The following is a 19,922-nucleotide window of genomic DNA, read 5'->3' on the forward strand; positions in this document are numbered from 1 at the left end:
GTTACCTCTGGTCGGGGTGGCCGGATTCGAACCGACGACCTCTTCGTCCCGAACGAAGCGCGCTACCAAGCTGCGCCACACCCCGAGGCGTGCCGACAAATAGTAGCCCACCCGCCCCGATGGTCAAACTCGGTACCCCCGCTCCCGGAGCAGCCAAGATCCGCGCAACTTCAGGGATCTAGTGGCCTCGTGGCGCCCGGAGGGCACTACATCCCGGAAGTTGTGCGGATCTTGAAAGGCAGGCGGGACGAAGAGCCAGGGTCAGCGGGGGATCAGCGTGAGGATGCTTGCTTCCGGGGGGCAGGCGAAGCGGATCGGGGCGGTCGGGTGGGTGCCGAGGCCGGCGGAGACGTGCAGCCAGGAGTCCGAGCCGGGCCACCGGTGCAGCCCTCGCGCCATCGAGCGGGGCAGGCCGCAGTTGGTCACCAGCGCTCCGTACCCGGGCACGCAGACCTGCCCGCCGTGGGTGTGCCCGGCCAGCAGGAGCCCGAAGCGGTCGGCGGCCATCTGGTCGAGGACCCGCGGCTCGGGCGAGTGCGACAGCGCGATGGACAGGTCGGCCGAGGAGGAGACCTCGCCGGCCACCGAGGGATAGTCGTCCCGGTCGATGTGGGGGTCGTCCACGCCGACGAGGTCGATCTGGCGGCCGCCGGCTTTGATTGTGGTCCGGGCGTTGTTGAGGTCGGCCCAGCCGGCGCCAGTGAACACCTGCCGCAGCTCCTCGTAGGGGAGTTCGGCGCCTTCGGTGTACTCCCGGTCGGGCAGGAAGTAGGTGAACGGGTTCTTCAGCACCGGGCCTGTGTAGTCGTTGGAGCCGAACACGAACGCCCCTGGATAGTCCAGCAGCGGTTGCATGGCCCGCAGCACACCGGGCACCGAGTCCGGGTGCGCCATGTTGTCGCCGGTCACCACCACCAGGTCGGGGTCGAGGGCGGCCAGTGACGCCACCCAGCGCTGCTTGCGTGCCTGGTCGGGCATCATGTGCAGGTCCGACAGATGCAGCACGCGCAGCGGCTCCGAGTCGGCAGGCAGCACCGGCACGTCGTACCGCCGCAGTGTGAACATGTTGCGCTCGATGAGCGACGCGTACGCGAGGGTTGCCGCGCCGATCGTGGCGGTTCCGGCGGCGAGCCGGAATAGTGTGCGCTTTCGCATGGCGTTCAGGGTAGTTTCACCGTCCATGAGCACGCTGAAGGACCGCCTCACTGCCGACATGCGTTCCGCGCTTAAGGCGCGCGACGAGCTGACCACCTCCACGCTGCGGATGGCTCTGGCCGCCGTTGGCACCGCCGAGGTCGCTGGCAAGGCCAAGCGTGAGCTCACCGACGACGAGGTGCTCGCGGTGCTCACCAAGGAGGCCAAGAAGCGTCGGGAGGCGGCCACCGCCTTCGCCGACGCGGGCCGCACCGAGCAGGCCGCGAAGGAGACCGCCGAGGGCGAGGTGCTGGACCGCTACCTGCCCAAGCAGCTCTCCGATGCCGAGCTGACCGAGCTGGTCTCGGGGGCGCTCGCTGCGGGCGGCTTCACCGGCAAGGCCCAGATGGGCCCGGCGATGAAGGCGGCCCAGGCCGCTGTGGCCGGCCAGGCCGAGGGTGGCCGGGTGGCCGCCGAGGTACGTCGTCAGCTCGGCCTCTGACAGGTCCGCGCGTCAGCCGGATGGCTCAGCGATAGTCCGTACACGCGAACGGGCGGCACCCCGAGGGGTACCGCCCGTTCGCGTGTTCTACCTGGCGTCTCAGCCGCCCGGACGGCCGCCGCCGGGTCGACCGGGCCCGTTACCCGGCCCGCCGGGCTGCCCCGGCGTGGTCGTGCCCGGTGAGGTGCCGCCGCCACTGCTGACGTCGATGGACACCACACCGCCCTTGATCTGGCGGTTGCCCGGGTTGGTGCCGGCGGCGGTGCCCGCCGGGCAGCTCGAGGTCACCTTCGTGTCGGAGACGACGGGCAGGAAGCCAGCGCCCTTGAGTCGGGACTTGGCGGTCTCGATCGGCTGGCACTTGACGTCGGGGATGCTGCGCTGGTCGCCTTCGGAGATCTTCTGACCGGGCGGCTCGAAGTTGATCCGCGGCTTGCCCTTCATGGCGTCCCGCAGCGTCTCGTACACCGGCGGGTTGATGCCGTCCCGCTCCTTGTGCTTCATCTTGACGTTGGTCTGCGGCCAGTCCGGGTCGGCCATGATGCCGGCCACCGAGTACTGCTTGGTCATGGCGACCAGGGCGGCGGTCTTCTCCGAGTCGGTGGTGCCGGACTTGCCGGCCACCGGCGCGTCGACGAAGCCCTTCACGTTGCCGGCGGTGCGACTGCTGCCGCACTTGCTGGTCTTCGAGTTGTCGCCGACCGGGCAGCGGGCGGCGTCCACTGCGGCGCGGGCCACGTCGGTGCTGAACCGCTTCTCGCAGCGCGGGTTGGCGATGTCGAGCTTGTTGCCCTCCGGGTCGCGGATCTCCTGCACCGGGATCGGCTCGCAGTACTTGCCGTCAGCGGCGAGGGTGGCGTACGCGTTGGCCAGGTCGAGCGGGGTGACCGACGAGACGCCGAGGGTGAACGCTCCCCAGTCGTGGGCGGCCGCCTTGTTGTTGGCCCACTCGTTTTCCCTGCTGACCCGGAAGTTGATACCGGCCCGCTTGGCGGCGTCGACCACGTTCTCCGCGCCCACCTGCTGCTGAAGCGGCACGAAGTAGGTGTTCACCGACTGCGCGAAGGCGCTCCACATGTTCTGCATTCCGCCGGCCTTCAGGCCGGAGTTGGTCGGGCAGTACTTGTTGGTGCCCGGGCAGGCGGCGCTGCTGCCCGCCTCGACGATGTACTCCGACTTGAACTGCTGCGGCGCGTTGAACGGGTAGCTGAGCGGGATGCCCTTCTCCAGCGCGGCCAGGATGCTGAAGATCTTGAACGTCGAGCCGGCCTGGTAGCCGGTGATGCCGTCGCCGCCGGTGAGCAGCGGGTTGACGGTCGCCGGGTAGTTGCCCCGGATCTTCTTCTTGCTCTTGGCGGGATCGCTGGAGATCTTGTTCTTCGGGTTCTTCGGGTCGTCGAGCTTGAACTGCCTGTTGACGGCGAGCGCGCGGACCCGACCGGTGCCGGGCTCGACCACCGCGACCATTGCGGCTTCCTTGCTGTTCTCGCTCTTGGCCTTGCGGACCGCCTTGTCCGCACCCTTCTGCGCCTGGACGTCGATCGACGTGACGACTGTGTAGCCACCGCTCTTGAGCCGGCGCTCACGGTCGTACGACGTCGAGCCGAACGTCTCCTGCTGCATCCACCAGCGGTAGAAGTAGTCGCAGAAGAAGCCCCAGCTGTTGACGTTGGCGGCGACGCAGCCGTTCGGGGTGCGCCGGTCCTTCACGACCAGCTTGGTCGCCTTGGCCGCGTCGGCCTCCTGCTGGGTGATGGCCTTGGTCTTGACCATGTTGTCGATGACGTAGTTGCGCCGGTCCAGCGCGAGCGGGTAACCCGCCTTGGTGGTCGGGTCGTTGGTCGTCGGAGCCTTGACCATGCCGGCCAGCAGCGCCGCTTCCTCGATCTTGAGCTTGCTCGGCGGCTTGCCGAAGTAGACCTGGCTGGCGGCGTAGATGCCGTACGCGCCGTTGCCGAACGAGGCGAGGTTGAGGTAGCGGGTCAGGATCTCGTCCTTGGAGAACTCCTTGTCGACCTGCAGGGCCAGCCGCATCTCGCGGAGCTTGCGGGCGCTGGTGTCCTCGGTCGCGGCGACCACGTCGGCCGGGTGGGTGGCCGAGTAGGCGATGGCCAGCCGGACGTACTGCATCGTCAGCGTCGAGGCGCCCTGACGGCCGGCGCTCTCGTTCTGGTTGTTGACGAACGCGCGGGCGACACCGTTGATGTCGACGCCGTTGTGCTTGTAGAAGTCGTGGTCCTCGGCCGCGATGATGGCCTTCTGCATCGGCTGGGAGATGTCGGCGAGCTTCACGTCGCGGCGGTTCTCGTCGTACATCGTCGCGAGCGGTGTCTTGCCGTCCGACGCAAGCAGATAGCTGATCTGTGGCGCGCGGGCCACAGTCAACTCAGTGGGCAGGGCGCCGAATGTCTCGGCGCCGGCCTTCGCGGCAAGGCCGGACATCGCCACCGCGGGGAAGGCCGCCGCAGCGACCACCACGCCAGCCAACAGGCCACATACGAGCAGCGATGCGGCATTGGTCAGCACATTGTGGTCACGTTTCCGCATCCAGGTCACCTCGACAGGGTACGCGAGTAGGGAACGAGGGGCGCTGGGGCGTTCTTTCCCCATTTCCTGCGTGCGCTGCCCTCGTTGTGCTAAACGCATGACCCCCCGTACGAGGTTGCGTGTGACCTGGCGTGAGTCTCCTCCGATTGGAGGGAACGGCGCAGCGTTTTCACGGACCTCGGCGGGGTAACCGGCGGTCGAAGGCCCGGGAAGCCGGGAGTGTCCGGAATGATGGATTTCGCCGACAACGTTGCGTAATCGGTCGACTACAGAGCATGATGATGGCGGCGACAGCGCCACATGTCGTTCGTGCCGCCTTGGGGAAGGCAGGCCGGGCGACCGGGGGGAATTGCCGGCTGCCGTGCAACGAGGTCGGTAGGTATGCAAGGGGGGACGTGTACACATGGGCATGATCACTGACTGGCCGTCGCTGGCGGCGTGTCAGAACGGGGACCCGGACGCGTTGTTCGTACAGGGCGCCGAACAGAACGTGGCGAAGCGGATCTGCCGGAGCTGCCCAGTTCGGTACGAGTGCCTGGCCGACGCGCTGGACAACCGGATCGAGTTCGGTGTGTGGGGCGGCATGACCGAACGCGAACGCCGCGCGCTGCTGCGTCGTCACCCGCAGGTGACGAGTTGGCGCAAGATGTTCGAGGCGGCGATGAAGAAGAACAGCAAGGACAAGGCCGCCAAGGACAAAATCCTGGTCAGCGCGGCCAACTGACGCCGGTCACGGCCGGCTGATCGCCGCGCCGATCGTTCGTAGCCCGTCGACGTCGTGCACGTCGGCGGGCTGCGCCGTCACCGACACCGTGGGCACCCCGGGGAACGCCTCGGTGAACCGTGCGGCGACCTGCTGCTCGCGTACCGCCTGGCGGGCCAGCGCGGCGTGCGCCCGCAGCACGTCGGCGGTGGCCTCGTGCCCTCCCAGCTCGGTCAGCCGCTCCGCGGCGGCCCGGCTCTGCTCCGCGTCCAACTCCGGAACCGCCGGCCGGTGCACCCGGTTGAGCACCAGCCCGGCCAGCGGCATCTTCTCCTCCCGCAGCCGGCCCGCGAAGTAGGCGGCCTCCCGGACCGCGTCCGGCTCCGGGGCCGCCACCAGCACGAAGGCCGTCTCCCGTGCCTGCAGGATGCGGTACGTCTGCTCGGCGCGCTGCCGGAAGCCCCCGAACATCGAATCCAGGGCGGCCACGAAGCCGGACAGGTCGGTGAGCAGCTGCGCGCCGAGCACCTTCTGCACCACCTTCGAGAACATGCCGAACGAGGCCGTGACCAGGCTGAACATGCTCCGCCCGCCGGTGCGTGCCGGTGCCAGCAGAAGCCGCAGCATCCGGCCGTCGAGGAAACGGGAGAGCCGTGCCGGCGCGTCCAGGAAATCCAACGCCGAGCGGGACGGCGGGGTGTCGACCACGATCAGGTCCCACTCGCCCCGGGCGTGCAGCTGGCCCAGCTTCTCCATCGCCATGTATTCCTGCGTGCCGGCGAACGTCGAACTCATGGCCTGGTAGAAGGGGTTCGCGAAGATCTCCGCGGCCTTCGCCGGATCGGTGTGCTGAAGCACCACGTCGTCGAAGGTGCGCTTCATGTCCAGCATCATGGCGTGCAGCTCGCCGCCGCTGGCCTCGACGTCGATCCCCTTGACCTGGCGGGGCGTGTTGTCCAGCTCCGTCAGGCCCAGCGACTGGGCAAGCCGGCGGGCCGGGTCGATGGTGAGCACCACCGTTCGCCGCCCATGCTGCTCGGCGGCCCGCAGCGCCAGCGCCGCGGCAGTGGTCGTCTTACCCACCCCGCCGGCACCGCAGCACACGATGATCCGCACGCCGGGGTCGGCGAGGATCTGGTCGACGTCCAGCTGCGGCGCCGCGTCTTCGGAAGGCACCAATCGAGCGTATCGGGCCGGCTGGGTCCGTGCGCCTGTGCCGACGTGAGGTGCGCGTCAATCCGCCTGCACGAGGGCCTGCGCCAGGGTGGTGAGTCCGGCCCGGTCGACCCCCTCGGGCAACAGTGGCAACTCGACGATCGGGAGCCCCAGCTCCACCAGCTCGGCCCGCAGCGAATCCTCAAGCTCCCGCCGAATGGCCTGGTCACGTGCCTCGTCGTGCAGGCCAGCGACGATCTCCCGATCGGTCGGCAACCCGGCGGCGGCCAGTCCGCGCTTCAACTCCGCAGGGCTGACCGCCCGGCCGGCCGGCAGCGGCGGGCGGGTGCCGTTGACGATCACCTTGCCGACCCCGAAGCCGAGCGAGGTGAGGTCGGCGATGGCGTCCACCGTCTCCTGCACCGGCATCTCCTCCAGCAGCGTGACCACGTGCACCGCAGTGATCGGGGAGCGCAGCAGCGCGGCGACCCCCTCGCTCTGGGTCTTGATCGGGCCGACCTTTGCCAGTCGGGCCGTCTCGGCGGTGACGTTGAGGAAACGGCCGATCCGCCCGGTCGGCGGAGCGTCGAGCACCACCGCGTCGTACACGCGTCGTTGCCCCGAGGTGCGGGTGGTGGCCTCCTTCACCTTGCCGGTGAGCAGCACGTCCCGCAGGCCCGGGGCGATGGTGGTGGCGAAGTCGATCGCACCGAGCTTGCGCAGCGCCCGTCCCGCGGCACCCAGCTTGTAGAACATGTCGAGGTATTCGAGCAGGGCTTCCTCGGCGTCCACCGCGAGTGCTCGCACCTCACCGCCGCCGGGCACGTCGGTGAGGTGTCGCTCCTCGTACGGCAGCGGGTCGATGCCGAAGAGTTGGGCGATGCCCTGCCGGCCCTCGACCTCGACCAGCAGGGTGCGCCGGCCACCGGCGGCCAGCGCCATGGCCAGCGCCGCCGCCACGCTTGTCTTGCCGGTACCGCCCTTGCCGGTCACGACGTGGAGGCGGGCCGACCATCCGGTACCGGCCGGGTCGGACGGCCGCTCAGCTGCACGCACCCGTCGAGCCTATCCAGGCTCGGGGGTCAGGCGACCTCGCAGACCCACCAACCCGTCTTCTGCACCACAGTGAAACGCAGGTCCTGGTCGGCCACCTTCTCGTCGGCGGTGGTCATTGTGACGCGGGCGGAGACGGTCGCCCGGTCACCGGTCTGGTTGTCGACCTTCGGGGTGGTCCACTTGAAGCGCGGGTTCTGGTATTCGGCCGCGTACTTCTGCACCTCGGCCACCTTCGCGGCGATCTTCTTGTCGTCCCGGGAGGCGGCGCAGACGCGGTTGGCCGCCTTTGTGGCGTCGCGATCCTTGTAGACGGCGGTGAGGAACTCGTCGACGGCGACCGCCGGCTCCTTGGCGCCCTCGCCGGACTCGGCGTTGCGCAGGGTCAGGAACGTCACCACGCCGCCACCCACGCAGAGCACCATGATCACGACGAGAGCGATGGCAGCGATCAGCAGGCCACGCTTCTTCTTCGGCTCGGCCGAACCCGGGTAGGGCGGGTAGCCGGGCGGGGGCGGCGGGATCGCCCCCGGAGTCTCGGTCCCGACTGCGCCCGGTGCCTGCGTCGCCGGGTCGCCCGTCGGGCTGCCGAACGGCGGGGCGCTTGCGAACGGCGGGGCACTCGCGGGCTGGTTGGCGCTGTCGGGCTGGCCGGGCAGACCCGCCGGCGCGGGCACACCTGCCGACGCGGGCAGCGCCGCCGGGGTGGGCTGTGCGGGAAGAGCGAGCGGGCCGGGCTGCGAGGTGCTCCCCGGCTGCGCGGTGCCGGCCGGCTGGCCGGGCACTGTGGGTGCGCCGGGCTGCGGGGGGACGGCTGGATCGCCGGGTTGACCGGCGGGATCCGGGTGGCCCGCCGGGAGGGCGCGCGGGCCGGTCTGGTCACCGCTGGGCGGTTGGGTCATCTCGTTCCCCCGAGTGTGCGGCGCCCGGCCGCCACCCCGGGCGCCGAGCGTGATCGAGCGGGCGGCCGGGCGCTGCTCGCGACCGTCCGACGGGAAGGGTAGCGGTCAACCACCGTGTTGGTGTCGCCCGTATCGCGCCGCCCGGAGCGTGGATTTTGGCCAGTGGGCGACAGGGCGGACACCGTTGGGTCACTGCATACGATCTGTCGTATATGTGACTTTCGGGCTTGATGTGCGCGTCCTGTTGGCGGGACCGCCCCCACGCACCTACGTTCGTCCCGGTGCGGGGGCCGGAGAGGATGGCCGGGCCGGCCGGAGGCGTCACCCGAGAGGTACCACCGGAGGAAGTGCATGCGCGACGCGGACAACATCCCTCGCACCCAGTTTCCGGCCAACGACCGGCTGCGCCGATCCGGGTCGATGGGCGAGGCTGCCGGTGGACCGTTCGGCAACCCGCCGGTCAACGAGCGGTCGTACCGTCGGGTTCCGGAACCGCCCGAGGTGGTGCGCACGCCGAGCCGACCCGTCGAGCGGCGGGACGACGACGAGCCGGGCTTCGTCATCCACCTGCCGATCCGGGTGGCCGACCTGGGAGCGGCGACAACGCTTGCCGGTCGCGTCGCCGTGTCCCTGGGGTTCCTGCCGGAGCTGGACGCGGGCGAGACCACGGTGTCGAACGCCGACGACCAGAACAACAGGCACCGCGTCTTCTGCGACCTGCTGCAACCCGACCGGTCGCGGTGCCCCCAGAGGTACGGGCACGAAGGCCCCTGCGGGGAGTTGCCGGCACCGCCCGAACAGCGCACCGCACCTCGCCCGGCGAGCGGACCGTAGGCTGTACCTCGACGCCGTCCGCACCGAGAGGGAGCCCTCCAGCGATGCAGAAGTGGGAATACTCCACGGTCCCGCTGCTGGTCCACGCGACCAAGCAGATCCTCGACAACTGGGGTGAGGACGGGTGGGAACTCGTCGCAGTGGTCCCCGGCCCGAACCCGGACCAGCTGGTGGCCTACCTGAAGCGGCCCAAGGCATGAGCAACGGCCCGCACGCGAAGCTCGCCGAGTTGGGGCTCGAACTCCCCGAGGTGGTGCCGCCGGTGGCCAGCTACGTGCCGGCCGTGCAGTCCGGGCAGCACGTGTACGTCTCTGGCCAGCTGCCGATCGCCGAGGGCAAGCTGCTGGCGACGGGCAAGGTCGGCGCCGGTATCTCGGCCGAGCAGGCCAAGGACCTGGCCCAGCGCTGCGCGCTCAACGCCTTGGCCGCCGTCGACTCGCTTGTCGGCCTGGAGAACGTGGTCAAGGTGGTCAAGGTGACCGGTTTCGTGGCCTCCGCGCCCGGCTTCACCGGCCAGCCCGCCGTGATCAACGGTGCCTCCGACCTGCTCGGCACCGTCTTCGGTGAGGCAGGCCGCCACGCCCGCAGCGCGGTAGGCGTGGCCGAACTCCCCCTGGACGCCCCGGTCGAGGTAGAAGTCATAGTCGAGGTCGCCTGACCCGCCCCGCGATCTTGCACTTGGTGCCCGGATCAAAGCCCTGAAGAGGGACGAATCAGGGTCCGAAAGTGCAAGATCGCGGAGGGTGGCGAGCCGGGTCGTACGATCGCAGCCATGAGCGGGCACATGACGGCACCGGCGGCGGCACTCGCCGCTGAGTTGCCGGACTGGGTGACGCTGCTGCGTGCGCCCAATCCGGGGCCGATGACCCTCGACGGCACCAACACCTGGGTGCTGCGCGCGGCACCGGGCGAGCCGGCAGTGGTGATCGACCCCGGGCCGGCCGACGAGGGGCACCTGGCCGCGATCGCCGCCGCCGGCCCCGTCGGGCTCGTGCTGATCACCCACGGGCACCCGGACCACACCGAGGGCTCGGCCCGGCTGAGCGAACTCCTCGGCGGGGCGGCGCACGTCCTGGCCGTCGACCCGGCGCACACCATCGGCGGTGAACCCCTCACCGAGCCGGCCGAGCACCTGGGCGGCTTCGGCCTCGACATCCGCCTGCTGAGCACCCCCGGGCACACCGCCGACTCGGCCTGCTTCCTGGTGGAGCACGCCGACGAGCAGGTGGTGCTCACCGGCGACACCATTCTCGGCCGGGGCACCACAGTGGTGGCGCACCCGGACGGTCACCTCGGCAACTATCTGGGCAGCCTGGAGTTGCTGTCGACGTACCGGGGAATCACGGCGCTGCCCGGGCACGGCCCGGCGCTCGCCGACTGCGGCGCGGCGGCCGACTTCTACCTCGCCCACCGGCGGGCCCGGCTCGACCAGGTCCGGGAGGCGGTCGCCGCCGGTGCCCGCACGCCCGACGACGTGGTCGCCGCGGTCTACGCGGACGTGGACCGCTCGCTCTGGTGGGCGGCCGGCTGGTCGGTCCGTGCCCAGTTGGAGTATCTGGGTGTCGACACCGGGGAATCCGAGCCGGGGGTCAGTGGGTTGGAGCACATGTGACCTGCCCCGTGTGTGGAACCGTCGCCGTTCCAGGCGCGCGGTTCTGCCACAACTGCGGAGCCGCGCTGCCGGCCGCCGCGACGTTGCCGGCGGCCGAGCGTCGGGTGGTAACGGTGCTCTTCGGCGACCTGTCCGAATTCACCTCCTGGTCGGAGGATCTCGATCCGGAGCGGGTCGGCGCGGTGACCGACCGGGTGCTCGCCTCCCTCGCGGGGGCGGTGAAGACGTTCGGCGGGCACGTCGACAAGCTGACCGGCGACGGGATCATGGCGGTCTTCGGGGCGCCGGTGGCACACGAGGACGACGCCGAGCGGGCCGTCCGGGCCGCCCTCTCCATGCAGCGGGCCGTCCGCCGCGTGCTCGACGACGAGCGGGGCGGCGGTGCGCCGCTCGGGCTGCGGGTCGGGCTGAACACCGGTGACGTCATCGCCGGCATCCAGGCCGCGATCGAATACACGGTCATCGGCGACACTGTGAACACCGCCGCCCGACTGGCCGACGCCGCCGCTGTCGGTGCCGTCTACGCCGGTGGTCGTACCGCCGCCGCCACCAGGCACGTGGCCTCCTGGCGGGCGCTGCGCCCGCTGCGGCTCAAGGGCAAGCGTGAGCCCGTCGAGGCGTACGAGCTGCTGGGTCTGCTCGACGCGCCGGGCACCCGGTCGGGTCTCGGTGACGAGGCGCCCTACGTGGGCCGGGAGACCGAGATCGGCCGGGTCGCCGGCCGGCTCGCCGAGGTGATCGACCAGGGAGACCCCCGGGTGCTGCTGATGACTGCCGAGGCGGGCATCGGCAAGTCCCGGTTCGCCGCCGAGGTCGAACGCCTCGCCGCCGGATACGACGTGGGCGCCGGCAGGTACGCGGCGCACACAGGAGCCCGGGTGCTCTCGGTGCGCTGCGCCGCCTTCGGTGAGCGCCGCCGGCTCGCGCCGCTCGCCGACCTGGTCCGCGCCGCCGTCGGCCTGCCCAGTGACGCGTCCACAGCGCTCACCCGTCCTGCGGTCGAGGAGCGGCTGCGCCGGCTCGGCCAGCGGCTCGCCCGAGCCGGCGCCGAACAACCGCCGATCGTCACCGACCAACTGCTGGCACTGCTCGGCTATGCCGAACTCCCCGCGCACACCGGCACCGACAACGGCGAGTGGGGCAGTGCCGCTGCCACGGCGGCCGATGCCGAGGCGGTGCCGAACGCCGTCGCCGACCTGCTCAGCGGCCTCGCCTCGGAGGCGCCGCTGGTGATCGTGGTGGACGACCTGCACGACGCCACCGCCGAGACGATCCGTGCGCTCGGGCTGGCCCTGTCCCGTCTCACCGGCCCGGTCCTCGTGCTGCTGCTCGGCCGCCCCGAGCTGGTCCGTACCGCGGGTGCGCTGACCCGCGTCGCGGACGCCGAGGTGCACTCCCTGCCGCCGCTGCGCGGAGCCGACGCGGCCCGGTTGCTCACCAGCTATCTCGGCGGCGGGAAACTGCCCCAGACCGACACCGACAGGCTGCTGGCCACCGCCCAGGGCAACCCGTTCTACCTGGCCGAGCTTGTCACCCTGCTGATCGAGCGCGGTGCCCTCACGACAGTCGAACCGGGTCGCGGTGTCCGACCAGCCCCCGGCGAGCGGGACCAGAGCTCGACCGCGAGCTGGCGGCTGGTGCCCGGTTCGCTGGGCAGCCGGCTGCTGTCCCGCGATCTCGCGGCGGTGCTCGCCGCGCGTATCGACGCGCTGCCACCGGGCGCCCGTTCGGTGCTGCGGGACGCCGCGGTGGTCGGTGACACGGTGCCCGAGGGCGCGTTGGAGGCGCTGCTCGACAAGCGCGCCGGCCGCGACGGGCGGCCCTCGGCCGTGGTCGCCGTGGAACTCGACCGGGCGGTGGAGGAGCTGCTGCAACGCCGGATGCTGCACCGCACCCGCACCGGCTACGCGTTCGCCACCCCGCTCATGCGGGAGGCCGCGTACGCCGGTGTGAGCAAGGCGGAGCTGGCTGAGCGGCACGCCGCGCTTGCCCAGTGGGCGGCACCCGAGAACAACGCCGCGACAGCGACCCTGGGCGGGTTCACCGACGAGGCCCGGGACGACTTCGTGGCGATGCACGTCGAGCGGGCCGCCCGGCTTTCCGATGCGGTGAAGCTGCGCCCGGACGCCCCGGCCCGCGCCGTGGCCCCGCTCGGGGTCGCCGCGCTCGGCCGGGCCGCCCGCCGGTCGCTGTCCGCCGGGGAGCCGGCGCTCGCCGTCGAGTACGCCGAACGCGCCACCGAACTGGCCCGCGACGGCGTGCCGGCGGCCGATCGGGTGGTGCACGCCAGGGCGCTGCTCCAGATCGGTCGGGCCGTCGACGCGCTCGCCTACGCCGAGAAGATCGCTGCGAACGCCGGGGAGGAGGCCACCCGGGTCAGCGCCCTGCTGCTCGCCGGGCAGGCCCAGCAGACCCTCGGTGACCAGGGGCGGGCGGTGACCGCCTGGCAGGAGGCGCTACAGGTGGCCACTGCCGCCGGGCTGCCCACGTTGCGGGCGTCCGCGATGCGCCGGCTCGGCATGGCCGACTTCGTGGGCGGACGGTTGAGTCAGGCGAGCAGCCGGCTGGCTGCCGCGTACCAGGTCAGTCTCGGTGCGCAGGACCGGCGCGGGCAGGCGTGGTCGTTGCAGAACCTGGCGTGGGTGACCACCACCCGGGGTGACTTCGCCGGCACCGACGCGGTGCTCGGCCGGGCTGCTCGGTTGTTCGCCGAGCTGAAGGACCCGTACGGGCGGGCCTGGCTGCGGGGCACCACGGCGTTCGCCCGGCTGCTTGCCGGAAGGCTGCGCGAGGCGTGTCGCATGGCGCAGGTGTTCCTGCCCTTCGGGGAGCGGGTCGGGGAGGCGTGGGCGGTGGGCACCCTGCGGGCGGTGGCGGCGTACGCCACTGCCGAGCTGGGTGAGCTGGCCGAGGCGGACCAGGGGGCACGCCGGGCGTACCGCGAGTTCGCCGCCGCGTCCGACGACTGGGGTCGCGGGTTCGCGCTTGTGGTCCGGGCTGTTGTGGCGCGGGGCCTGGGCGAGCCGGAACACGCTGCCGATCTGCTCACCGACGCCCTGGCGGACGCCGAGCGGACCTCGCACCCGCTGCTCACCGGGATGGCTGGCACGTTGCGGGGGTTCGTGGCACTGGACATGGGCGACTGGGAGACTGCCGAGCGGGCGGCGCGCGGGGTGCTGACGGCCGTCGAACCGCACAACCCGCAGGCGCCGGCGCAGGTCGCGCCCCGGGTGCTGCTGGCCACCGCCCGGCTGGCCGCCGGCGACCCGGCGACTGCCGTCGGGCTGCTCGCGCCCGTGGCGACCACCGCCGCGAACGCGCCGTCGTTGCTGTTCTCCCGCCGTCAGACGATGGCCCGGTACGCGTCGGCGCTGCTCGCCCACGGTCAGCGGGAGCAGGCGTTGGACTGGGCCCAGCGTGCGGTCACGGTGCCTGCCGAGGACGTCCGCAGTCAGGTGATCGCGGCCGGCGTGCTGGCGGAGACGCTGGCGGCCTGCGGTCGGCAGGTGGAGGCTTTGTCCTGTGCGGACGAGGCGGTCCGTCTGGCGTACGCCACCGAGCAGCGCAGTGAACGCGCCGCCGCCGACGCCCTGCGGGCCAGGATCGCCGCTCAGGTCTAGCCATCGCCGCTTCCCGTCCGGTTCTGCCGGTTCCGGGGATGTGGTTGTCGGAGCGACCGGCTAGCGTGTCACCACCGTGCGCCGGTCCACAGTGAAGCCGTCGCCGTGCCGGGGAGGGCCATCATGAAGTTGCCGCGTTCCATCGCGGGCTGGACCATCGCTGTCTTCGGTGTGCTGGCGTTGCTGATGGGTGCGGTCGGGCTGCTCTGGCCGGAGGCGCTGCTGAGCATGCTCGGGCTGGAGGTGCCGTCGACCCGTACGGCCGGCGACCACACGGGCACGTTCCTGCTGGCGTCCTCGATGGCGTCGTTCAACATGGGCGTCTACTACCTGCTCGCCACTGTCACCGAGTGGCGGGCGTTCTACCGCTTCACAGTGGTCTTCCGGCTGGTCACCTTCACCGTGTTCACCATCGCCGTGCTCGCCGACATCGCCCCGGACCGGTTCTTCGGGGTTGCCGCCTGGGAGGGCCTGGGTGCACTGGCCACCGCGATCGGCCTGCGCGTCGACGCCCGCCGAAGTGCAGCCGGTGCCGCTTCGGCGGACGCGGCGCGCTGAGCCGCCGGCCGGGTTGGGTATTTTCGAGCAGTGACCGACACCCCGACCGGCCGTTCGCGGGTGCCGATCGTGCCCGGCCTGACCGATTTACGAGTTTTTGCCCGGGGCGGGTACGCGACCGTCTACCAGGCCACCCAGATCTCGGTGGGGCGTGAGGTCGCCGTCAAGGTGGAGAACCGCACGCTTGACAGCGAGCGCGACCAGGCCCGGTTCCTGCGTGAGGCGCGGGCCGCCGGGCGGATGTCGTCCCACCCGCACGTGGTGGACCTCTTCGATGTCGGGGTCACCGTCGACCAGCACCCCTACCTGATCATGGAGTTGTGCGACGGGTCGTACGCCGAGCGGATGCGTACCTCGCCGCTCGGCGCTGTGGAGGCCCGCGATCTCGGCATCAAGATCGCCGACGCGCTGGCCCACTCGCACGCGGCAGGGGTGTTGCACCGCGACGTCAAGCCGGCAAACATCCTCTACTCGCACTTCAACTCGGCGGTGCTCGCCGACTTCGGGCTGGCCGTGCTCGCGGAACACCGGGATCCCACAGTCACCCTTGAGGTGCTCACCCCGGCGTACGCGCCACCGGAGATGTTCAGCCACAGCCCACCGTCGCCGGCCGTCGACGTGTACGCGCTCTGCGCCACCCTCTACGCGGTGATGCACGGCCGGCCGCCCCGCTGGCAGTCCGAGCGCAACCCAAGCCTGGTCACTGTGCTGGAGATGTTCAACCAGCAGATCCCCAGCCTGCCCGGCGTACCGGACGAGCTGATCGACGTGCTGCGCGCCGGCATGGCCAACGACCCGGCCGAGCGGCCCTCCGCCCTCGAACTGCACGACCTGCTCACCCACCTGCCGTTCGGCTCGCCGCCGAAACCGGTCAGCGGCGCCCCGATCAGCGGGAGCCCGATCAGCGGCGGCCCGATCAGCGGCGGCGCGGCGCGGCCCGGCCCGTACGTCGCCGGCCAGCCGATACCTCGGCCGCCGGTCGAGGAAACCCAACCCACTGCACCCGACAGCCGGCGCTGGCGGCGGCGCTGGTTCCTCGGTGGCGCGGGAGTGCTCGCGCTCGCCGCCTCGGCGACCACCGGGGCGTGGGTGGCAAGCAGCGCCCCGCCGCCCAGCCCGTCTCCCCAGGTCACCCAGGTCGGAGCCCCGGCGACCGGCGCGCTGCCCGGTTGCACGACGGGTGCCGGTGCGCCGGCGGCCCTGCCCAGCGGTGCCCGGTGCCTGCCCCAACTGGAGTGCTTCGGTCCGATCCGGATCCGCGGCGACCGGGCCGAGGCCGTCCGGGTTCCCTGCGATGCCCGGCACACCTGGGAGACGTACGCCGAGGGGATCCTGCCGGTGTCGCTCGTCGGCGCCCCCCACCACGAGGTGGTCAGCGCCGAGCCCGTCCGGCAGGTGTGCGGCGCGACGACCTTCCGCGTGACCACCGGTATCAACGAGGCGACCGGATGGCGCCTGGAGGTGCTGCCGCCGGTGGACGGCAGCGTCGACCGGACCTACCGGTGCCTTGCCGGGCGGGGCGTCGACGCGCTCGCCGGCCCCACACTCACCGGTCGCTGAAGCCGCTGGGCGTCCCGCGTCGGTCCCGCACCGCGCGCAACGCGGCCCGGCTGTCCAGGGCGTCGAGAGTGTCGGCGTCGATCCCGTACGGCATCAACTCCGCGGGCCCGGCCGACCGGTCCGGCGGCTCCGGCTCGTCGTGCTGCCGGGCGGCGGACACGGCCACCCCGGCGATGATCGTCAGCAGTACGACGAGCAGCGCGAGGACCACGCCGAGGAGATCCTGACGGCGCCACACGACCAGTAGGACCAGCAAAACGAGGGCGCCCAGCGCGGCGACCGCCGCCACTATGCGCGGGTCGGGCCTGACCAGTCGATTCACCCCCCAAGCATGCCTTGACCTGGCCGGCTGTCAACCGGAGATGGCATTCCGCCGCGTCGATCTGGCCGGTTGGCCCGACATGGGCGGGCCGGACCGACACGCGGTGGGCCCGGGTCGCTACTCCCGGTGCCCTGCTCGCCGTGTCGAAGCCGGCCCGCGCCCGCCGCGGAGTTGATCTAGTAGGACTTGTCCTGGCCCAGGACGTGCTGGGCCACGAAGTTGAGGATCATCTCGCGGCTGACCGGGGCGATCCGACCCGCCCGGACCGCGCCGAGCAGGGTCGCGATCCCGTACTCGGTGGTCATTCCGGCCCCGCCGAGAGCCTGGACGGCGGTGTCCACGGCGAGCGCGGCGGCCTCCCCGGCGGCGTACTTGGCCATGTTGCCGGACACGCCCGCCTCCAGGTCGCGGCCGGCGTCGTACAGGGTGGCCGCCTTCTGGATCATCAGGCGAGCCAACTCCACCTGCACGGCCGCGTGCGCCAGCGGGTGCGACACGCCCTGGTGGGAGCCGATGGTCCGGCCGCCCCAGACCTTGCGGGTGGCTGTGTAGTCGGTGGCCCGCTCGATGGCGTACCGGCCGGTGCCGGCGCCCATCGCGGCCACCGTGATCCGCTCCGGGTTGAGCCCGGCGAAGAGCGCCGGCAGTCCGGCGTCCAGCGATCCGCCGAGCAGCGCGTCGGCGGGCAGCCGTACGTCGTCCAGGTAGAGCAGGAACTGGTTCTCCGGGGACAGGATCTCCATGTCCAGTTTGGACCGGGTCAGCCCGGGGGCATCGGTCGGCACGAGGAACAGCGCCGGCTTCAGCTTGCCGGTGGACGAATCCTCAGTACGGGCCACCACCAGGACGTGGCCTGCCTCGTCCACACCGGAGATGTAGCACTTGCGGCCGGATAGCAGCCAGTCGTCGCCGTCGCGGCGGGCCACCGTGGCGAGCCTGTGGAAGTTGGAGCCTGCCTCCGGCTCGGTGATCGCGAAGACGATCTTCTCGGAGCCGTCGGCGAGACCGGGCAGGTGCCGCTTGCGCTGCTCCTCGGTGCCGTGCCGGTGGAGCACCGTGGCCGCGATGGCGGGGGACACCACGAGCAACAGCAGCGGGCAACCGGCCGCCGCCAGCTCCTCGCAGACGATTGCCAGCTCGGTGATGCCACCGCCACCGCCGCCGTACTCGGTGGGGATGTTGACCCCCAGGTAGCCGAGCTGGCCGGCCTCGGCCCACAGCTCGGTGGTGTGCTCGCCGGACTTGGCCTTCTCCACGAAGTAGCTGTGGCCGTACCGGCGGCCCAACGCCCGCACGGCGTCGCGCAACTGGTCCTGCTCGGGGGTGAGGTCGAAGCTCATCGGGGGTCCTCCTCGGGGTTCGACGGCGCGGGGTCGACGCCGTCGATGACAGCCAGCACGGCACCGGTGCGCACCTGACCGCCGGCGGGCACCGGCAGCTCGGCGACGACACCGTCGGTCGGGGCGAGCACGGGATGTTCCAGCTTCATCGCTTCCAGCGTGAGCAGCAGGTCGCCGGCCGCGACCCGCTGGCCGACCTCGACGTGCACCTGGGTCACCGCGCCGGGCAGCGGCGCGAGCAACGACCCGGCCGCAAGCTGCGCCGTGGGCAGCGGGAAACGCGGCAGCTCGGTGAGGCTCGCCGACCCGTCGGGGCCGTCCACGAAGACCTCCGATCCCACCCGGTGTACGCGGTACGCGCCCCGCACACCGTCGACGTCGAGCACCACCCGGTCCGGGGTGGCCTCGACCAGTGCCACAGCGGGAGGGTCGGTGTTGGCGGGATCGGTCGACCATTCGGCGAGCCCGCCCCGGCGGTCCAGCCGGTAGCGGACCTCGATCTCGCCGTCCGGCCCGGTGAACCGGGCGACCTGCGGGACGGCAGGCACGTTGCGCCAGCCCGACGGCAGCCCGGCCAGCACCGTCGCGCCCGCACGGCGTCCAGCGGCCGACGCGAGCGCCGCAGCCAGCGCGGCAAGCGGCAGGCGGTCGGCGGGAAGCAGCGCCGTGAACACCTCCGGGTGCCGGTCCAGGAACCCGGTGTCGACGTCCGCCGCGCCGAACTCGGGGCTGCGCAGCACGCGGACCAGCAGATCCCGGTTCGTGGCCACACCGTGCAACTCGGCCCGCGCGAGCGCGCCCGCGAGAGCCCGGGCCGCCTCGGCGCGGGTGGGTGCCCAGGCGACAAGCTTCGCCAGCATCGAGTCGTAGTGGACGCCGACAACGGAACCGTCCACCACACCCGAGTCGAGCCGCAGACCCGCCCGCTGAAGACCACCGAACTCGCAGTCGACACCGGGGACGGCGAAGCGGTGCAGGACACCTGTCGCCGGGCGGAACCCCTGAGCCGGTTCCTCGGCGCAGAGGCGTACCTCGATGGCGCAGCCCTGCGCGGACGGAGACCTGGCCTCCTCCGGCAACGCCGCGCCCTCGGCGACAAGCAGTTGCAGCCGGACCAGGTCCAGCCCTCCGGCGGCGGTCAGCTCGGTGACCGGGTGCTCGACCTGGAGCCGGGTGTTCATCTCCAGGAAGTAGATCGCCCCGTCCGGCGCCAGCAGGAACTCGACAGTGCCAGCGCCCACGTAGTCGACAGCCCGGCCGGCCGCCACCGCCGCCTCGTGCAGGCGCTCCCGCACGTCCGCCGGAATGACCCCCGGTGCCTCCTCGACGATCTTCTGGTGTCGGCGCTGGATCGAGCATTCCCGGACACCGAGCGCGGCCACCGTCCCGTGCGTGTCACCGAAGATCTGCACCTCGACGTGCCGGCCGCGCTCGACGTACCGCTCGATGAAGACAGTGCCGTCGCCGAACGCCGCAGCCGCCTCGCGGCGCGCGGACGCCACGGCCTCGGCCAGCCCGGCGGTGTCCCGGACGATCCGCATGCCCCGGCCGCCGCCACCGGCGGACGCCTTCACCAGCACCGGGAAATCGGTGACGTCGGCGGCGTCGGTCCAGCTCGGCAGCATCGGCACGCCCGCCTCGGCGAGCAGCGACTTCGCCGCCAGCTTGTCGCCCATCGCGGCGATCACCTTGGCCGGCGGGCCCACCCAGGTCAGCCCCGCGTCGGTCACCGCCGCCGCGAACTCGGCGTTCTCGGCCAGGAAGCCGTAACCCGGGTGGACGGCGTCCGCGCCGCTGCGCCGGGCCGCGTCCAGGATCAGATCGACCCGCAGGTACGTCTCGGACGGCGTGTCACCGGGCAGCCGGACTGCCTGGTCGGCCTCGGCGACGAACGGCGCGTCGGCGTCCGCGTCCGAGTGCACGGCGACCGTCTCCACGCCGAGCGCCCGGCAGGTCGCGAAGACCCGGCGGGTGATCTCCCCCCGGTTGGCGACGAGCAATCGGTTGATCATTTTGGCTGAGCCTGCCTCTCGTTCGCCGGTGCGGGATTGCGGTTCGCTGCGTTCCTCATGCTCACGGG

17 protein-coding genes and 1 tRNA gene are annotated in these 19,922 nt (G+C 71.7%); 9 read left to right on the plus strand and 9 right to left on the minus strand.

Translation table 11 applies throughout. The annotated features are described in order from the left end of the window. Positions 1 to 8: 8 nt before the first annotated feature. Positions 9 to 85: transfer RNA gene (locus ACPXB1_RS08915), tRNA-Pro, on the minus strand. A gap of 176 nt (positions 86 to 261) precedes the next feature. Further along, a complete protein-coding gene (locus ACPXB1_RS08920) occupies positions 262 to 1,155 on the minus strand; it encodes a metallophosphoesterase (protein ID WP_355627911.1) in 894 nt (297 codons plus the stop codon). Between the two features lie 25 nt (positions 1,156 to 1,180). Here ACPXB1_RS08920 and ACPXB1_RS08925 point away from each other — a divergent pair, with 25 nt between their 5' ends. Further along, the gene (locus ACPXB1_RS08925) at positions 1,181 to 1,636 is read left to right on the plus strand and encodes a GatB/YqeY domain-containing protein (protein WP_355590215.1); all 456 of its coding nucleotides are present in this window, start codon (positions 1,181 to 1,183) and stop codon (positions 1,634 to 1,636) included. A 99-nt stretch (positions 1,637 to 1,735) separates the two neighbouring features. Here the strand turns inward: ACPXB1_RS08925 and ACPXB1_RS08930 are convergent, their stop codons facing one another. Continuing rightward, on the minus strand, positions 1,736 to 4,183 hold the full coding sequence (locus ACPXB1_RS08930; protein WP_355590213.1) for a penicillin-binding protein: 2,448 nt from the start codon (positions 4,181 to 4,183) through the stop codon (positions 1,736 to 1,738). A 403-nt stretch (positions 4,184 to 4,586) separates the two neighbouring features. On the opposite strand from ACPXB1_RS08930, the gene ACPXB1_RS08935 reads away from it, so the two are divergent. Further along, the gene (locus tag ACPXB1_RS08935) at positions 4,587 to 4,907 is read left to right on the plus strand and encodes a WhiB family transcriptional regulator (protein WP_053654856.1); all 321 of its coding nucleotides are present in this window, start codon (positions 4,587 to 4,589) and stop codon (positions 4,905 to 4,907) included. Between the two features lie 6 nt (positions 4,908 to 4,913). Here the strand turns inward: ACPXB1_RS08935 and ACPXB1_RS08940 are convergent, their stop codons facing one another. Genes ACPXB1_RS08940 through ACPXB1_RS08950 form a run of 3 tightly spaced genes read right to left on the minus strand, consistent with a single transcriptional unit; the run spans position 4,914 to position 7,753 of the window. Next, a complete protein-coding gene (locus tag ACPXB1_RS08940; RefSeq protein WP_355590210.1) occupies positions 4,914 to 6,062 on the minus strand; it encodes an ArsA family ATPase in 1,149 nt (382 codons plus the stop codon). A 57-nt stretch (positions 6,063 to 6,119) separates the two neighbouring features. Continuing rightward, positions 6,120 to 7,097: an ArsA-related P-loop ATPase gene (locus tag ACPXB1_RS08945; protein ID WP_355590207.1), complete on the minus strand. Its 978-nt coding sequence runs from the start codon at positions 7,095 to 7,097 to the stop codon at positions 6,120 to 6,122. A gap of 26 nt (positions 7,098 to 7,123) precedes the next feature. Beyond that, on the minus strand, positions 7,124 to 7,753 hold the full coding sequence (locus ACPXB1_RS08950; RefSeq protein ID WP_425735142.1) for a hypothetical protein: 630 nt from the start codon (positions 7,751 to 7,753) through the stop codon (positions 7,124 to 7,126). Between the two features lie 594 nt (positions 7,754 to 8,347). Here ACPXB1_RS08950 and ACPXB1_RS08955 point away from each other — a divergent pair. From ACPXB1_RS08955 to ACPXB1_RS08985, 7 genes are all read left to right on the plus strand, one after another. After that, complete coding sequence (locus ACPXB1_RS08955) at positions 8,348 to 8,830, plus strand: hypothetical protein (RefSeq protein ID WP_355590204.1); 483 nt, start codon at positions 8,348 to 8,350, stop codon at positions 8,828 to 8,830. 44 nt (positions 8,831 to 8,874) lie between these two features. Continuing rightward, positions 8,875 to 9,030, plus strand: a complete 156-nt coding sequence (locus tag ACPXB1_RS08960; protein WP_007466198.1) for a DUF4177 domain-containing protein — start codon at positions 8,875 to 8,877, stop codon at positions 9,028 to 9,030. Then, entirely contained in the window at positions 9,027 to 9,488 is a 462-nt protein-coding gene (locus ACPXB1_RS08965) for a RidA family protein (protein WP_355590201.1), read from the plus strand. The genes ACPXB1_RS08960 and ACPXB1_RS08965 overlap by 4 nt, the downstream gene beginning before the upstream one ends. Before the next feature lie 114 nt (positions 9,489 to 9,602). After that, positions 9,603 to 10,442 (plus strand): MBL fold metallo-hydrolase, encoded by an 840-nt coding sequence (locus tag ACPXB1_RS08970; protein ID WP_355590198.1) that lies wholly within the window; start codon positions 9,603 to 9,605, stop codon positions 10,440 to 10,442. Beyond that, a complete protein-coding gene (locus tag ACPXB1_RS08975; protein ID WP_355590196.1) occupies positions 10,439 to 14,062 on the plus strand; it encodes an adenylate/guanylate cyclase domain-containing protein in 3,624 nt (1,207 codons plus the stop codon). Before ACPXB1_RS08970 ends, ACPXB1_RS08975 begins: the two co-directional genes overlap by 4 nt. A 123-nt stretch (positions 14,063 to 14,185) precedes the next feature. After that, entirely contained in the window at positions 14,186 to 14,620 is a 435-nt protein-coding gene (locus ACPXB1_RS08980) for a hypothetical protein (protein WP_355590193.1), read from the plus strand. A gap of 30 nt (positions 14,621 to 14,650) precedes the next feature. Beyond that, a complete protein-coding gene (locus ACPXB1_RS08985) occupies positions 14,651 to 16,180 on the plus strand; it encodes a serine/threonine-protein kinase (RefSeq protein WP_355627908.1) in 1,530 nt (509 codons plus the stop codon). On the opposite strand, the gene ACPXB1_RS08990 is transcribed toward ACPXB1_RS08985, so the two are convergent. The 3 genes from ACPXB1_RS08990 to ACPXB1_RS09000 form a co-directional block, all read right to left on the minus strand. Continuing rightward, positions 16,167 to 16,502, minus strand: coding sequence for a hypothetical protein (locus ACPXB1_RS08990; protein WP_355590187.1), 336 nt, complete (start codon positions 16,500 to 16,502; stop codon positions 16,167 to 16,169). The genes ACPXB1_RS08985 and ACPXB1_RS08990 overlap by 14 nt on opposite strands. 176 nt (positions 16,503 to 16,678) lie before the next feature. Further along, positions 16,679 to 17,842, minus strand: coding sequence for an acyl-CoA dehydrogenase family protein (locus ACPXB1_RS08995; RefSeq protein ID WP_355590184.1), 1,164 nt, complete (start codon positions 17,840 to 17,842; stop codon positions 16,679 to 16,681). Beyond that, positions 17,839 to 19,854, minus strand: coding sequence for a biotin carboxylase N-terminal domain-containing protein (locus ACPXB1_RS09000; RefSeq protein ID WP_355590181.1), 2,016 nt, complete (start codon positions 19,852 to 19,854; stop codon positions 17,839 to 17,841). Before ACPXB1_RS09000 ends, ACPXB1_RS08995 begins: the two co-directional genes overlap by 4 nt. Positions 19,855 to 19,922 lie beyond the last annotated feature (68 nt).

Origin of the sequence: Micromonospora sp. DT68 (genome assembly GCF_049847245.1) — a bacterium.
GTDB classification, from domain to species: domain Bacteria; phylum Actinomycetota; class Actinomycetes; order Mycobacteriales; family Micromonosporaceae; genus Micromonospora; species Micromonospora profundi.

What these genes read in the sequence shown, in the direction of transcription:
- ACPXB1_RS08980 (WP_355590193.1), top strand. Translation starts at nt 14,186, where the DNA reads ATGAAGTTGCCGCGTTCCATCGCGGGCTGGACCATCGCTGTCTTCGGT.
- ACPXB1_RS09000 (WP_355590181.1), bottom strand. Translation starts at nt 19,854, where the DNA reads ATGATCAACCGATTGCTCGTCGCCAACCGGGGGGAGATCACCCGCCGG.
- ACPXB1_RS08960 (WP_007466198.1), top strand. Translation starts at nt 8,875, where the DNA reads ATGCAGAAGTGGGAATACTCCACGGTCCCGCTGCTGGTCCACGCGACC.
- ACPXB1_RS08935 (WP_053654856.1), top strand. Translation starts at nt 4,587, where the DNA reads ATGGGCATGATCACTGACTGGCCGTCGCTGGCGGCGTGTCAGAACGGG.
- ACPXB1_RS08925 (WP_355590215.1), top strand. Translation starts at nt 1,181, where the DNA reads ATGAGCACGCTGAAGGACCGCCTCACTGCCGACATGCGTTCCGCGCTT.
- ACPXB1_RS08995 (WP_355590184.1), bottom strand. Translation starts at nt 17,842, where the DNA reads ATGAGCTTCGACCTCACCCCCGAGCAGGACCAGTTGCGCGACGCCGTG.
- ACPXB1_RS08955 (WP_355590204.1), top strand. Translation starts at nt 8,348, where the DNA reads ATGCGCGACGCGGACAACATCCCTCGCACCCAGTTTCCGGCCAACGAC.
- ACPXB1_RS08965 (WP_355590201.1), top strand. Translation starts at nt 9,027, where the DNA reads ATGAGCAACGGCCCGCACGCGAAGCTCGCCGAGTTGGGGCTCGAACTC.
- ACPXB1_RS08920 (WP_355627911.1), bottom strand. Translation starts at nt 1,155, where the DNA reads ATGCGAAAGCGCACACTATTCCGGCTCGCCGCCGGAACCGCCACGATC.
- ACPXB1_RS08930 (WP_355590213.1), bottom strand. Translation starts at nt 4,183, where the DNA reads ATGCGGAAACGTGACCACAATGTGCTGACCAATGCCGCATCGCTGCTC.
- ACPXB1_RS08970 (WP_355590198.1), top strand. Translation starts at nt 9,603, where the DNA reads ATGAGCGGGCACATGACGGCACCGGCGGCGGCACTCGCCGCTGAGTTG.